Source organism: Agathobacter rectalis ATCC 33656 (assembly GCF_000020605.1).
In the GTDB taxonomy this organism is placed as follows: domain Bacteria; phylum Bacillota; class Clostridia; order Lachnospirales; family Lachnospiraceae; genus Roseburia; species Roseburia rectalis.
The window spans coordinates 170058-184744 of the sequence record NC_012781.1 but is presented as its reverse complement, the minus strand read 5'-3'; the positions used below and the strand labels follow the sequence as shown (position 1 = coordinate 184744).

General features: G+C 43.2%; 17 protein-coding genes and 2 other annotated features (1 of these 19 only partly in view). Of the genes, 5 read left to right on the top strand and 12 right to left on the bottom strand.

Going from position 1 to position 14687, the window contains the following annotated elements:
* Nucleotides 1–135, bottom strand: a binding site (T-box leader); it reaches 105 nt to the left of the window's first position.
* Nucleotides 136–261: 126 nt separating this feature from the next.
* The gene (locus EUBREC_RS00880; RefSeq protein ID WP_041253773.1) at nucleotides 262–1170 is read right to left on the bottom strand and encodes a DUF5684 domain-containing protein; all 909 of its coding nucleotides are present in this window, start codon (nucleotides 1168–1170) and stop codon (nucleotides 262–264) included.
* A 116-nt stretch (nucleotides 1171–1286) separates the two neighbouring features.
* Nucleotides 1287–2351: a hypothetical protein gene (locus EUBREC_RS00875; RefSeq protein WP_012741118.1), complete on the bottom strand. Its 1065-nt coding sequence runs from the start codon at nucleotides 2349–2351 to the stop codon at nucleotides 1287–1289.
* A gap of 242 nt (nucleotides 2352–2593) precedes the next feature.
* Nucleotides 2594–2902, top strand: a binding site (T-box leader).
* Between the two features lie 59 nt (nucleotides 2903–2961).
* On the opposite strand from EUBREC_RS00875, the gene tyrS reads away from it, so the two are divergent.
* The gene (gene tyrS / locus EUBREC_RS00870; RefSeq protein ID WP_015517640.1) at nucleotides 2962–4188 is read left to right on the top strand and encodes a tyrosine--tRNA ligase; all 1227 of its coding nucleotides are present in this window, start codon (nucleotides 2962–2964) and stop codon (nucleotides 4186–4188) included.
* A gap of 52 nt (nucleotides 4189–4240) precedes the next feature.
* Here tyrS and EUBREC_RS17640 read toward each other — a convergent pair whose 3' ends face one another.
* A complete protein-coding gene (locus tag EUBREC_RS17640) occupies nucleotides 4241–4393 on the bottom strand; it encodes a hypothetical protein (RefSeq protein ID WP_015517639.1) in 153 nt (50 codons plus the stop codon).
* A gap of 476 nt (nucleotides 4394–4869) precedes the next feature.
* Between EUBREC_RS17640 and EUBREC_RS00865 the strand changes: the two genes are divergently transcribed.
* From EUBREC_RS00865 to EUBREC_RS00855, 3 genes are read left to right on the top strand one after another with little or no spacing between them, the layout of a single operon-like run.
* The gene (locus EUBREC_RS00865; protein WP_012741114.1) at nucleotides 4870–5874 is read left to right on the top strand and encodes an ABC transporter substrate-binding protein; all 1005 of its coding nucleotides are present in this window, start codon (nucleotides 4870–4872) and stop codon (nucleotides 5872–5874) included.
* 38 nt (nucleotides 5875–5912) lie between these two features.
* Nucleotides 5913–6875 carry an ABC transporter permease gene (locus EUBREC_RS00860; RefSeq protein ID WP_041254398.1) on the top strand — a complete coding sequence of 321 codons (963 nt, stop codon included), beginning with the start codon at nucleotides 5913–5915 and terminating at the stop codon, nucleotides 6873–6875.
* A complete protein-coding gene (locus EUBREC_RS00855) occupies nucleotides 6876–7670 on the top strand; it encodes an ABC transporter ATP-binding protein (RefSeq protein WP_012741112.1) in 795 nt (264 codons plus the stop codon).
* Nucleotides 7671–7740: 70 nt separating this feature from the next.
* Here EUBREC_RS00855 and EUBREC_RS00850 read toward each other — a convergent pair whose 3' ends face one another.
* The 7 genes from EUBREC_RS00850 to EUBREC_RS00820 all read right to left on the bottom strand — a co-directional run bounded on the left by EUBREC_RS00850 (nucleotide 7741) and on the right by EUBREC_RS00820 (nucleotide 13264).
* Nucleotides 7741–8406 carry a cytidylate kinase-like family protein gene (locus EUBREC_RS00850; RefSeq protein ID WP_012741111.1) on the bottom strand — a complete coding sequence of 222 codons (666 nt, stop codon included), beginning with the start codon at nucleotides 8404–8406 and terminating at the stop codon, nucleotides 7741–7743.
* 33 nt (nucleotides 8407–8439) lie between these two features.
* Nucleotides 8440–9180, bottom strand: coding sequence for an amino acid ABC transporter ATP-binding protein (locus EUBREC_RS00845; RefSeq protein WP_118326727.1), 741 nt, complete (start codon nucleotides 9178–9180; stop codon nucleotides 8440–8442).
* A 10-nt stretch (nucleotides 9181–9190) separates the two neighbouring features.
* Nucleotides 9191–9949: an amino acid ABC transporter permease gene (locus EUBREC_RS00840; RefSeq protein WP_012741109.1), complete on the bottom strand. Its 759-nt coding sequence runs from the start codon at nucleotides 9947–9949 to the stop codon at nucleotides 9191–9193.
* Nucleotides 9950–10077: 128 nt separating this feature from the next.
* Complete coding sequence (locus tag EUBREC_RS00835; protein WP_306718548.1) at nucleotides 10078–10977, bottom strand: transporter substrate-binding domain-containing protein; 900 nt, start codon at nucleotides 10975–10977, stop codon at nucleotides 10078–10080.
* Between the two features lie 142 nt (nucleotides 10978–11119).
* On the bottom strand, nucleotides 11120–12316 hold the full coding sequence (locus EUBREC_RS00830; protein ID WP_148207793.1) for a helix-turn-helix domain-containing protein: 1197 nt from the start codon (nucleotides 12314–12316) through the stop codon (nucleotides 11120–11122).
* A 53-nt stretch (nucleotides 12317–12369) separates the two neighbouring features.
* On the bottom strand, nucleotides 12370–12597 hold the full coding sequence (locus EUBREC_RS00825; protein WP_012741106.1) for a hypothetical protein: 228 nt from the start codon (nucleotides 12595–12597) through the stop codon (nucleotides 12370–12372).
* A gap of 31 nt (nucleotides 12598–12628) precedes the next feature.
* The gene (locus EUBREC_RS00820; RefSeq protein WP_012741105.1) at nucleotides 12629–13264 is read right to left on the bottom strand and encodes a lactate utilization protein; all 636 of its coding nucleotides are present in this window, start codon (nucleotides 13262–13264) and stop codon (nucleotides 12629–12631) included.
* A gap of 221 nt (nucleotides 13265–13485) precedes the next feature.
* Here EUBREC_RS00820 and EUBREC_RS00815 point away from each other — a divergent pair, with 221 nt between their 5' ends.
* Nucleotides 13486–13947 carry an NUDIX hydrolase gene (locus EUBREC_RS00815; RefSeq protein WP_012741104.1) on the top strand — a complete coding sequence of 154 codons (462 nt, stop codon included), beginning with the start codon at nucleotides 13486–13488 and terminating at the stop codon, nucleotides 13945–13947.
* 2 nt (nucleotides 13948–13949) lie between these two features.
* On the opposite strand, the gene EUBREC_RS00810 is transcribed toward EUBREC_RS00815, so the two are convergent.
* Entirely contained in the window at nucleotides 13950–14333 is a 384-nt protein-coding gene (locus EUBREC_RS00810; RefSeq protein WP_012741103.1) for a response regulator, read from the bottom strand.
* Between the two features lie 16 nt (nucleotides 14334–14349).
* Nucleotides 14350–14619 carry a hypothetical protein gene (locus EUBREC_RS00805; protein ID WP_306718547.1) on the bottom strand — a complete coding sequence of 90 codons (270 nt, stop codon included), beginning with the start codon at nucleotides 14617–14619 and terminating at the stop codon, nucleotides 14350–14352.
* Nucleotides 14620–14687: the final 68 nt, after the last annotated feature.

Below are 14687 nucleotides of genomic sequence, written 5' to 3'. Positions count from 1 at the left end.
GTTTACAGACACACTTAATGCTTTCAGCCCGCTTCTTAGAGAGGATATTCCAATCTGACCATTACCTGTTCGCACCGCCCACAGGCTCTCTGAAAATAAATACAAATCGGACCTTGTTCTCATCAACGAATTTTGGTGAACATATTTATTTAAATCTTGTTTTGTATTATAGCCCTCTGACACTATATGTCAAGAGAATGATACAAATTTGTACTATAACATTTATTTATAGTTTTTATTCATGTGCTTTATTCTTATTATTTATTCATAATCTTTGTTGTTATACTCATCATTCCATGACTGCTGTTGTGATGTACCGTAGGAATTTTGAGCATCCCCGCCCTGTGCTGTGCCATACGGATTCTGACCATACTGCTGGTTTGCTCCGTTTCCGTACATGTTCTGGCCGTACTGCTGATTTGTGCCATTTCCGTACATGTTCTGGCCATACTGCTGATTTGCCCCGTTTCCGTACATGTTCTGGCCGTACTGCTGGTTTGCTCCGTTTCCGTACATGTTCTGACCGTACTGCTGGTTTGCTCCGTTTCCGTACATGTTCTGACCATACTGCTGACCGTATCCGTTTGAACCGTATGGATTATAGTAGTTATTATTACTATTATATCCATCTCCCACATAAACAATGTTTTTGTTGAAGGCAATAATACAGATAAAAATCACATTGAGGAATATAAGTCCGCAGGCAAATCCTGCTCCCTTGCCAAACGCATGTGCCAGTCCGACACAGCAGAGGATATTCATAACCAATGCCGCAATCATTGCTCCAATAATCAGAATAACTGCAAATATCAGCATGCCCATGTGAGCCCCGATGCGGTTTCCGGCATATCCATAGGTAGAATCATAATACGACCCCATATAACTGGATGTCATAACGGAAAGTCCTGAGGCAATAATCTCATACATCAATAAAATACATCCTGCTATACTTGCGATACTTGCCACAAGATATCCCCAGAACAGCTTCTGTTTCCCTGCAATCCTGAATTTTACATATGAGCTGTAAAACGGTACAATGGCCGCCCAGCCGTGCTCTCCTGCCTTTGCATACATAATCCATGATGCAACAATTGTCAGTACCATAACTGCCAGATTGATAAACGACTTAAAGCCGTCAATCATACTCATAATAGTATAATATGTGCTCATTTTTTCTCCCTTTCATAACCAAAGTTTGTTTGTTATTCAAAGTATACATCACCACCGGTCAGAGTGCAATAATTAAAAAGCTTTTGGAGCTTGTATAATTCACTCATTTTAAGATTCTAACAATACTCCTTTATATATTCACCAAAATATGGAAGTGCAAGTGAGATATAGCCCTGTCTGGAATTTAATATCCCTCTTTTTATAAGACGATCCCTGTACATAGAATAGCTTCCTGACTTCTCTCCCATAAGCTTAAGCACTTCTTCACGCTTGTATTCTTCCTTTTCTGTCAAAAGTCCTGCAAGAAACCTGTCCATTTCAGTCATCTCTTCCCATATTTTTTCATAAGAATATGCAAACAATTCAGCTTTGAGTTTTGGTAAAATATCTTCTAACAACTCATCCAACTTTTTCTTAAAATACAACACTCCCAATTCCTGAAATGCATATGCGTATCCTTTTGTAATTTTCGCCATTTCACGAGCCTCATTACTGTCAATATCCAGCTTACTCTTATACATTTCAGTCATTCGTATCATATTAAGAGGCTCCGTTTTAACTGTTGCCGCTCTTCTGAAAAATGTAAGATTTTTGACATTGCTCAATTCCTGTATATTTTCATACAAGCCTGTACACACAAAATAAACCGGATACCCTGCTCTGAGCCATCTGCCATATTCAGACGCAAATTTTATCATCTCTTCGGACTTTGAAACCTCATCTATTCCTATAAGTATCTTCTTCCCCTTTTTCTGTGCAGCCTGTATCATTGTCTCAACTTCTACACCGATATCAAAGAAATTATTATTGTTTTCTGCCGTATAGCCGATTCCACCACCTGTTCCCATCACTGTTGCAGAGAGGTTTATCCCTGTTGTTTTCTTATCCTGTGAACCAAAACCGGCCTTTACAAGCATTGCCGCTATCTGTCCCAGTATATCTCTTGCAGGATTTACATCAAAAACAAGCCAGTTTATATATCTGCTTTCATTGGTTCTTAATTCTTCCTCCACCTTTGCAAGTATAACGGTTTTACCGGAGCCTCTGACACCGGTTATCTTATATACCGACTCCGACGGATTATCGTAAATAAAGTTTTCCAGTATCTCCTCTGTTTTCTCTGTATGGATATATGTGTATTCCGGAGTCTTACTGAAGGTTGTAGTAAATGGATTCTGCATAAATTCACCTCAATTTATTATATGAAATTCAAAACTATTTATATTTTTTTATACTTTATATTGTTCTTTATAGTTTTTTATAAATTTTTATACTTTTTCTTTTATTTTATACTTTTTTATACTTTTTTGCAATAGTTCTTCCGACCTGTATATACCGTTAAAGTAATCACCGCTTTTTACAGCCCTTGACAAACCCCTTCTTAAACGGCTATAATATCGTCAATTGAAGCACAATTACATTTCAACAGGCTTTGATGGGAACAAGTACATTTCTGCAATACTTACAGAGAGCTGCCGGCAGGTGAGAGGCGCAAGGAAACAGATCTGGAATACATCCCGGAGCTTTGCACCGAACGTCATACCGGATGATTAAATATCCCCGGTTCGATTAATAAGCCGCAACGTATTGGCACACGTTATAGTGCCGGAGTGTTAGCAGAATCGGCTATTTTCACATATGTCGAATAATGTGTGACAACTCACGGAGGCATTCCTGTGCGAGCAGGATGCAAATTAAGGTGGTAACGCGAGAAATCCCCCTCGTCCTTAAATGGATGAGGGGGATATTTTATTTTTCAGAATACAGATTCATCTTATCAGGAGGAAAATCATGACAATTTATGACGAATTAGTTGCCCGCGGTCTTATCGCGCAGGTAACAGACGAAAAAGAAATCAAAGAGCTTATAAACAACGGAAAGGCTACCTTCTACATCGGCTTTGATCCTACAGCAGACAGCCTTCACGTTGGACATTTCATGGCTCTTTGCCTTATGAAAAGACTTCAGATGGCCGGAAACAAGCCTATCGTGCTTATCGGTGGAGGTACCGCACAGATTGGTGATCCATCAGGACGTACAGATATGCGCCAGATGATGACAACAGAGACTATCAACCACAACGTAGAGTGCTTCAAGAAACAGATGAGCCGCTTCATCGACTTTGGCGAGGGCAAAGCTATCATGGTAAACAACGCTGACTGGCTGATGGACTTAAACTACGTGGATGTGCTCCGCGAGGTTGGTGCTCATTTCTCAGTAAACCGTATGCTTACAGCTGAGTGCTACAAGCAGCGTATGGAAAAGGGTCTTTCCTTCCTTGAGTTTAACTACATGATCATGCAGAGCTACGATTTCTACACACTTTTCCAGAAATACGGCTGCAACATGGAGTTCGGTGGAGATGACCAGTGGAGCAACATGCTCGGTGGAACAGAGCTCATCAGACGTAAGCTTGGAAAAGACGCATACGCTATGACAATCAACCTGCTCCTAAACTCTGAGGGCAAGAAGATGGGCAAGACACAGTCAGGTGCAGTATGGCTTGATCCTAACAAGACTACTCCTTTCGAGTTCTTCCAGTACTGGAGAAACGTTTCTGATGCCGATGTTCTTAAATGTATCAGAATGCTCACCTTCCTTCCTCTCGAAGAGATTGACAAGATGGAAAGCTGGGAGGGCGCACAGCTCAATGAAGCTAAAGAAATCCTGGCATTCGAGCTTACAAAGCTTGTTCACGGTGAGGAGGAAGCCACAAAGGCTAAAGAGGCAAGCCATGCACTTTTCGCAGGCGGAGCCAACAACGCAAATATGCCTACAGTTACCGTTACAGCTGAGGACTTCCCTGACGGAGAGCTTGATATCATCTCTGTTCTCGTAAAAGCAGGACTTTGCGATTCAAGAGGAGACGGCCGCAGAAATATCCAGCAGGGCGGTGTTTCCGTTGCAGATGAGAAGGTAACTGATATCTCTACAAAATACACTCTCGACGATTTCAAGGGCGAGGGTCTCATTATCAGACGTGGTAAAAAGAAATTTGCCAAGGTTGTAGCTGAATAGACAGAGAATCCCCGGTAGTTACTACCGGGGATTTTTTACTTTCAGCCATATTTTATTTTGAAAATTCATTTGCAGGAAATTCATATGGCACAAATTTACTGCTACATGTAACTGTATACTCCGTTTCTCCCGAAACAGTTTTTTGTTCTGTGCCAACACCCTCTCCACAAATCCAGTATGAACCATCATTTTTATTCTTTAGCATAATATCCCCACACTAAATTAGCATAGTGTACAATAGCCATATGTTGATAGCTGACAGGCCTTGGGTAGCTGTAATCCATAAAACTTCTAAAACAGCTCCCCAATCCAGTCCAAAAACTGGAAAAATTCTGGAAAAAAGTAGCTGAAACCGCTGAAATTTCTAAAACAGCTCCCCTAACCACAGCGAAATAGCCGGAAAAATCTCCAAAAAAGTAGCTGAAACTGCTGAAATTTCTAAAACAGCTCCCTAACCACAGCGAAACAGCCGGAAAAATCCATAAAAAAGTAGCTGAAACTGCTGAAATTCCTAAAACAGCTCCCCTAACCCAGCGAAACAGAATGGCTTATTATCCATCATTTATATATATTAAACCCTACTTTTTCCTCATCTTCCCTTGACTTCTCATTAATAAGTTAATATAATTTACCTAATTGATACATCAACGCTTTAAAGCGCTGACAAAAGGAGGAATTATCATGAAAAAGAGATCTAAAATTTTAGCTTCACTTGTTCTTGCCGGAACAATGGTTCTTGGACTTGCCGGATGCGGAGATTCCGGTTCAGCAAACGGTGGCACACAGTCAGGCAAGAACTCAGATGCCAAATATCAGGTAGGTATCTGCCAGCTCGTACAGCACGAGGCTCTCGATGCCGCTACAAAGGGCTTTGAGGATGCATTAAAGGACAAGCTCGGAGACGATGTCTCATTTGACGAGCAGAATGCCGCAGGAGATGCTTCTACATGCTCTACAATCTGCACCAAGTTCGTCACCAACGACTATGACCTTATCCTTGGAAATGCCACAGCAGCTCTTCAGGCCGCTTCAGCAGCCACAGACTCTATTCCGATTCTCGGAACATCTATCACAGACTACGCTACAGCTCTTGATATGTCAGACTGGTCAGGCACTACAGGAAAGAATATTTCAGGTACAACAGACCTCGCTCCACTCGATGAGCAGGCTAAATGTATCAAGGAGCTCTTCCCGGATGCAAAGAACATCGGTATCATCTACTGCTCATCTGAGCCAAACAGTATCTACCAGTCAACAACTATTACCAAATACCTTGAGGACGAGGGATACACTGTAAAAGAGTACACCTTCTCTGATTCAAATGATGTCGCTGCAGTAACACAGAGTGCATGTGATGCATCTGATGCAATCTACATCCCAACTGACAACACTGCTGCTTCATGTACAGAGGCTATCAACAATGTCGCTTCACAGGCTAAGAAACCTATCTTCGCCGGCGAGGAAGGAATCGCTAAGGGCTGTGGTGTTGCTACACTTTCTATCAGCTACTACGACCTTGGATACACAACAGGTGAGATGGCTTACGATATCCTTGTAAATGGTACAGACATCAAAACTATGGAGGTTAAGAGCGCTCCTAAGTTCACTAAGGAGTACCTTCCGGACCGCGCCAAGGAGCTTGGAATCACAGTTCCTGACGGCTATGAGGAAATCTCAGCTGAATAAACAGCTGCACTATGGAGGTATTTAATAAAATGATTCTAATGAGTTATTTTGCAACCTTAAATCCGGTTGCATTCACCAATGCCCTTCCGGGCAATATAGCCCAGGGCCTGATATGGGGTATCATGGCACTCGGTGTTTATATCACTTTCAGACTGCTGGACTTCGCCGATCTGACGGTTGATGGCTCATTTGCAACAGGTGGTGCCGTAACCGTTATGATGACGATTAACGGCTACAATATCTGGGTTTCACTGCTTTGCGCATGTATTGCCGGTCTGCTCGCAGGACTCTGCACCGGTCTCTTACATACAAAGCTCGGCATTCCTCCGATTCTGGCAGGAATCCTTACACAGATAGCGCTCTACTCTATCAACTTAAATATCATGCAGCGCCACGCCAACCAGGCACTTAGCGCAGATAAATATAATCTGGTGCTTTCATCACGTAACCTGACACATGCGATAATTGTCGGTGTGATTTTCTCGGTTGTAATTATCGCGGTGCTTTACTGGTATTTCGGAACAGAGCAGGGCTCTGCTATCCGTGCCACTGGCTGCAACCCTGCAATGAGCAAGGCTCAGGGTATCAACATCGACAACATGAAGCTCATCGGTCTTGCGCTTTCAAATGCAATTGTAGCGCTCTCAGGCGGCCTGCTTTCACAGTACTCAGGCTTTTCCGATGTAAACATGGGCCGTGGTGGAATCGTCATCGGTCTTGCCGCAGTTATCATCGGTGAGGTGCTCGGCGATGCAATCCTCGGAAAGCACATGAATTTCATGGGAAAGCTTATCTTTGTCATATTTGGTGGAATTGTTTACTACATTGTAATCGGAATTGTTCTGTGGCTGCAGATGCCAAGTGATGACTTAAAGCTCTTCACTGCAATCATCGTGGCAATTTTCCTTGCAGTGCCTTACCTGAAGGGCAAGAGCAAGGCCTCCTTCAAAAAGGCCGGCAAGCGCTCTGCCGCAGCACTTAATGCAAAGGAGGGCAAATAAATGCTAGAGATTAGAAACGTACATAAAACCTTCAATCCGGGCACAATCAATGAAAAGCATGCCCTTAATGGTGTAAACCTAAAGCTTGAGGAGGGCGATTTCGTCACTGTTATCGGTGGAAACGGTGCCGGAAAATCTACCATGCTCAATGCTGTTGCAGGCACATGGCCTGTGGACGATGGTTCAATTCTCATTGATGGAGTGGATGTCACAGGACTTCCTGAGTTCAAGCGTGCATCATTTCTGGGACGTGTGTTCCAGGATCCAATGACAGGAACTACCGCAACCATGCAGATTGATGAAAACCTCGCACTTGCAGCGCGCCGCGGAAAGCGCCGTGGTCTTGGCTGGGGTATCACAAAGGCTGAAAAGGAGCACTTCCACGAGCTTTTAAAGGAGCTTGATCTGGGACTCGAGGATCGAATGACCTCAAAGGTTGGTCTGCTCTCAGGTGGACAGCGTCAGGCTGTTACACTGCTCATGGCTTCACTCCAGAAGCCGAAGGTACTGCTTTTGGATGAGCACACCGCAGCTCTCGACCCAAAGACAGCCTCAAAGGTGCTCGCTCTCACAGACAAAATCATCAAGGAGAACAGCCTGACAGCCATGATGGTCACACACAACATGCGTGATGCCATCGCTCACGGCAACAGACTCATCATGATGAATAACGGACAGGTTGTCCTTAATATCTCAGGCGAAGAAAAGAAAAACCTCACTGTGGAGGATCTGCTCATGAAGTTTGAGGAGGTTTCCGGCGAGGAATTTGCTTCTGATAAGGCTTTGCTTGGATAGACGATATCTATATAATAATAAAAAAATTTGCAGCTCAACACACGAGCTGCAATTTTTTGTTATATACTTTTTATATGAGCTCTCCCGCCGGTTTAATCATATCAGCCTTGATAAAGCCCTTTATGATCAGATACTGCTCTATCGTCTTCACACAGTTTTCCACACCAACACGCTCACTATTTAGTGTCAGGTCGTAGTTCACCGGATTGGTCCAGTAGTTTCCGTGTGTATAGTACTTGTAATAGTCTGCCCTAAACTTATCTGTTCTCTCAATCGTGGCATTTGCCACCTCCGGTGTCACACCCATATTGGTTATGGTACGCTCCACACAGAATGCACGCGGTGCCTCAATGTATATGCTCACCACATTTGGGCGGTTCTTTAATACATAGTCGGCACATTTTCCTACTATGACGCAGGATTCCTTGTCTGCAAGCTCGTTGATAATCTGGCTCTGATACTCAAAGAGCCTGTCATCTGATTTGAACTTCTCATTTCTTGATATATATCCCTTTGCTCTTGGAAGACCTCGCAAAAAGCTCGTAAATCCGCCCTCTTCACGCAGCTTCTCATTTACCTCCTGAAACACATTCTCGTCAAGTCCGCTCAGCTGGCTTGCAAGAGTCAGAATACGGTTCTCATAACAGTGTATTCCAAGCTCTTTTGCCAGCTGTGATGCTATTGCTTTTCCGCCTGTTCCAAATCCTCTGGCAAAGGTTACTACAAAATTATCCATTTATCATTTCCTCCTTCTGAATGCCAACCATATCTAGCCTGCCAGATATCTGCTTAAGAATTCTCTTGTTCTTGGATTCTTAGGATTTGTAAACAGCTCTGACGGTGCTGCATCCTCTGCCACATATCCTGAGTCCATGAAAATAGTTCTTGTAGAAACATCTCTGGCAAATGCCATCTCATGTGTGACGATTATCATCGTAAGTCCTGTCCTCGCGAGGTCCTTCATGACATTTAGCACCTCTCCGACCATCTCAGGGTCAAGCGCCGAGGTCGGCTCATCAAACAAAAGCACCTCCGGGTTCATACAAAGCGACCTGGCAATTGCAACTCGCTGCTTCTGTCCTCCTGATAGCTGCGATGGCTTTGCATTGATATAAGGAGCCATGCCGACTGCCTTCAGATGCGTGATTGCCCTGTCAAAGGCCTCCTGCTTTTGCAGATGAAGCACCCTTCTTGTACAAAGCATACAGTTCTGAAGCACTGTCATATTGTTGAACAAATTGAAGGACTGGAACACCATTCCCACCTTTGAACGGTAATCATTGATATCCTTTTGTACATTTCTGACCTCTTTATCGTGATATAAAATCTTTCCTGAGGTCTGTTTCTCAAGCTTGTTGATGCACCTAAGCAGTGTTGATTTTCCCGAACCTGAGGAGCCTACAATACAGATGACCTCGCCGGAATGCACATCAATATCAATCTTTCTAAGTACCTCATGATCACCAAATGATTTGCTTAAATCCTTAATTGAAATTACTGTCTCACTCATATTGTGCCTCCTATTCATTGTCCATGTACTCAACTGCGAGTGCATAGTCTGTCTTGCCCTGCAGCTTCTTTTCAATCAGCTTGAAGAGCTTATCAAATACAAAGCAAAGTACAAAGTAAATTACTGCGATGACCAGATATGACTCAAAGTACTTGTAGTAGTTTCCACCGACTGTCTTGGCAGCCATGAAAAGCTCCTGCACAGCGATAACATTGAGCACTGATGTCATCTTCAGATTTAAAAGGAATGTATTTGCCATCTCAGGAATGATGTTCTTGAATGCCTGCGGCAAAACTACATAGAGCATTGTCTTAAACGGTGACATTCCCATGGCCCATGCGCCCTCGCGCTGTCCCATATCTATTGAACCGATTCCTGCTCTGACTGTCTCTCCCATGTAGGCCCCTGTATTTAATACAGTTACGAGAATACCTGCAAATACAGGTGTCAGGTTTTCATAGCCCATCTGACGTATTCCATAATACACAATCATCGCCTGAACTATCATTGGTGTGTCCCTGAATACTTCAACATAAACTGTAAATATCACCTTTACTATACGGATAAGGACCTTTTTTACGATGTTGTCGCCATCGTTAAGCTTTACATCATTTACTATGCCTACGATATATCCCAATACGAAGCCAAGCAATGTACCAACTACCGATATGTACAGCGTAAGCCAGGTTCCTTTGATAAACATGCTTGAATATTTCTGCGCCAGAAATACCATCCATTCTAACGAATTACTTGGATTACTTATCATCATACTGCTACCTCACTTTTATCTCTCTAATCCCCAGCTTACGCCGGTTTATCAGACTATTGTGGGATGATGCGATATAACATCATCCCACAGTCTTTCATCTTTTCGTGAATCAGATAAATCTCTAACAACTAGTTGGCTGCCGGCTGCTGTGTCAGAACCTGATCCATCAGCTCATCCATCTTTGCCTTGTCATTCCAGCCGATTGCATTCATGGCATCCTGGATTTTATCTCTGAGTGCTGTATCATCCTTTCTTGTTGCGATACATACATTTACCATTTCATCATCACCTGTGAATGTATCATTCTCATCCAGCTCGATAATCTGTAAATCATCATTTGTCAGTGCTGCTGACTCTGCTGTCGGAACATCGATTACACATACATCTGCGCTGCCGTTTGATATTGCGAGGAAGCACTCTGATGTAGTCTCAAAGTTTCCTGACTGCTCAGCACCCTTTATCTGGTCTAAAAGTGGAATCCAGCCTGTTCCAAGCTGTGTCGTTACTTTGCAACCTGTATCTGCGAGATCTGAAAGACCCTTTACAGTTGAATACTTGCCGCCCTTCTTAACAACAATACAGTTGTTTCTATAGTAATAAGGCTCTGTGAATGCGTATGACGCTTCTCTTTCCTTTGTCTTTCCCATACCGGCGATGATACAGTCATAATCTCCTGCATCGAGTGAGATACCGATTGATGACCACTCAACCTTATGTACCTCAAGGTCCATTCCCATCTGGTCTGCAAGCTTCTGTGCCACTGCTACATCATAGCCGTATGCATAGTAATCAGAGCCTGCTATCTTGACTGCCTTGCTGCCGTCCGGTGTGGTATCTGTATCCTGTGTCCAGTTGAATGGAGCATATGCACATTCCATACCGACCTTTAAAACCTTCTTTGATGAGCTGTCTGCCGCTGAGCTATCTGAGGCAGCTCCTCCTGATGACGAACCACATCCAAACAATGTTGTCACTGCCATTACACCTGTCAATATCAATGCTGCAAATCTCTTACTTCTCTTCATCATAAGCTTTTCCTCCTTGATTATTGAAATACGAAAAGGCGCCGGAGTTTTTCTCCAGCGCCTTTGCTTAGTTCGTATAATAAACTTAATGAAGCAGCTTTGCAATGTTAATTTTGCACAATTTGTTTGTGCATTTTTACAGTGACTAATTAAACATAAGCCTTTTTACAAGAATACAATTAACTACATCCAGATATTCCATCGAGTCATCAAGGCTGATTTCCAGTATTTCCTCTATCTTTTTCAGACGGTATTGCAGGGAATTACGATGAACGTACATAATCTGTGCCGTTTTTCCGACATTAAAGCCACACATATAATAATTGAGCAGCGTATCTATGAGAAACGAGCCGTTTGCATTGTCATACATCTCAAGCCGCTTTAGCTTCTCGTTGCAATAATCCATGATTTCCTGCTGATTGCCACTGTTGAACATATACTTGTATATGCCCATGGAGCTAGCACTGATTACCTTCTTGTTGGTCGGATTGGGTAAAATATCCTTTTTGGGGATGAGATTTTTCGCCTCCTGATAGCTCTTGCCAAAATCCGCAGGCTTCCTGTATGCAGCACCGAGTATGCATGTGCTGTGAATGAGCCCTGCAAATGGTGCACGACTGTCTAAATCCCCAAGTATCCTTTCAATCTGATGCTCTGTCTCCATATCCTTTGTCTCCTCAAAAAGAAGCACAAATTTGTTCAAAAACCTCATATACATAGGCTTTTTCTTCATATGGATAACCTCGCGGTTCAGGCAGTCGGTATAGTATGTATATGTGTGCTCGTCCTGCTCCAGATTCACTCCGTATTTGCGGTCTATCACGATGATTCCCACTCTGTACGGCCGGTCAAAGGTCAGACCAAACTGTGCAGAAATCTTCTCGATATACTTATCATTTACCTCATATCCAAAAAGCAGATTGTACAGGTAGTCCCCGGTCCTTTTATTATCCACACTGGTCTCTAAAAGCAGCTCTCCGACGCTCTGCGCAATATCTACAAAAGTAGCTCCTTCCCACCGGATATAAAACAACGGCAGCTTGAGCTCATCAGCCTTGTCCTTCATCCTCTGCGGGGTCTCTTCCCTGTCCTCCACAACCGAAATCGCAAAACCCGATATTCCCAGCTCATTCAGCTCAACCATGGCATCATATGCCTCGTCCATGGAAAATCTCTTATAATCTACCACAAGCAGCGCAAAGTTGCCCGGATTCATATGATCCTTATAAGGCTTTGTCTGCACCAGATACGTCCATGACACCATCCGGTCAAGCCCTGTTGCTCCCGCCACAAGCTCCATTCCGTCCATTTGTAAATTGTTAACATCCCTGCATGAAATCATCTGCGTCTCCCTGATAACATTAAGCTTCGGTAATTATCCCAAGCTGCTTCACATTACTTATATCCACAGCCGCTTCGCCCCGGCATATCCTCTCCGTGCACATACCTGGCATTGAACTCCATATTTATCTCACGAAGCTCCTTCTTTCCGTCAATATAGTCCTGATACATCTCGGCAAGTCCCGACATGCAGCCATCGCAGGTGGCCTCGATATTGCCAAGCGACTCTGCCACAATTGCCTCGCGTTCCTCTTTTGTTGTCTCACTAATTAAATATCCCATTTCGTATGTTTCCTTTCCGGCTGTTCACATATTAAAAGCCCAGATTCTCATCCACAAGAATAATCTGGAAACGTCCCTTCACCCTTGAGAAGCGTGTGGTCAGAATCTGACAGCAGATACACTGTGGGCTCTTGCAGTCAAAGCAGGTGCCGTTCTTGGAGCATGGTGTGTCGATGCCAAAGCGCTGTGCGTTGATAGGCGCAGCCTCATTTCTCGCACGGCTCATAGCGTCTGCCTCTGTCTTTACTACCTTGTTCATGCCTACTATAAGAAGCACATGCTTCGGTCCGTAAGCATATGCTGCCACGCGGTTTGCATTTCCGTCAATATTGATAAATACGCCATCCTCGCTCATCGCATTGACACTTCCAAGGAAATAATCCGATGTAAATGCCTTTAACGCTATCTCCTGCTTCTCCTCCTGCGTAGACACCTTGTCCCTGTCATAAAACTGATATTCTCCGTTTGAGAGGGCCTCATACAGACCACATTCCTTCACCGATGTGGCACCGCCCATATTGATTGAGCTTCCCTTTGGAATCAGCTCCAGTGCCTTCTTAACAGCATCCTCCTTTGTCTCTACATAATATGCCTCCATGTTGCGCGACTCAAGCGCAGCCACAAGGCGCTTTCCCAGTAATTCGTTTCTCATTTTTCTTACGTCCATAGTGTAAACCTCATTTCATGCTTATTGCCAATTCCAGTTTGTGCAATTAGCTGTATTAATTGTTGTTATTATACTACTTTACAGGGGGCGTCTGCAATTTATTCGGGAATAAATAAGCTTATTATAAATTTTCCTATAAAATTTAGGCTGCTATGCAGATAGATATTTTTCCTGTCTTCCCCCGCACATTTTATGTTATAATCATCTGACGGAGGTACATCATGAAAATAACTACTCTATGCTACATAGAACACGATGGACAATATCTCATGCTTCATCGTATTAAGAAAGAAAATGATATAAATGAAGGAAAATGGATTGGTGTTGGCGGTCACGCCGAGAATGGTGAATCACCCGAAGAATGCTTGCTCCGCGAAGTCAAAGAGGAAACAGGGCTCACACTTACATCATACCGTTTCCGCGCGCTCATAACTTTTATAAGTGATAAACAGGAGCCTGAATTGATGTGTCTTTTCACCGCTGATGAATTTTCCGGCAAGCTTATAACATGCAACGAAGGTGACCTCAAATGGGTGGATAAAACTATCGTGCCCACACTTCCTACCTGGGAAGGCGACGCTATCTTCTTAAAGCTCCTGCTAGAAAATGAAGAAAATTTCTTCACACTTAAGCTTGTATATGAAGGTGAATCACTGGTTGATCAGAAGCTTGAGATTTATTAGTATTATCCTGCCACAAGACTATTTACAAGCTTCTGCATATCTGCCTCCCAGTTTCTTTCCCTGCTATAATAAACACAGCCATATATTTCCGGGTATTTGAGATTCACGCTGGAGCAGAGAATTACAGGTATTGTGATTTTGTTCTTAATCACTCTGTCAATCAGAACATCTCCTGATTGTTCCTCTCTGCCACCCGGCTCATCGGGATAATACATATCAGTAATTATCAGATCATACGGATTATTACTATCTATTGAGTTTTTAATCTGTTTCCACCCGTCTGCGAGATTATTGGACCATTCGACATCTTTAATCCCACATCCTGACAGGGCTTTGCAAATATCATTGTGTTTAAATGTATCATCTTCGATATTCAGTACTCTCATGTGAATCCTCCTGCCTTTATCTGTTTAAGTATTCATTCCATCTTGCATTCGTCTCCTCAAGCTCATGCTTTTGCATTATGCGATTGCGGTCGCTGAGTATCGCAAGCATCTCATCAGCGATTTCTTCCATGGGAAGCTTTTTATAGTGTGACAGATATCCTATCATCCTTTGAGTTGTCCAGTCGGTATTTAGGTTTTTCGTTATCTCATCGCAAAACGGCTCCGGATACCCGCGCCTAATCAATATATCATATAGCTCCATACTCTTTGCTGTTTTTGGTTTCATATAGTGCCTCTCCACGTCTGCCAGATGCATATGTTTTCCAGTACCCTTTCATGTCAAGTATATGAATT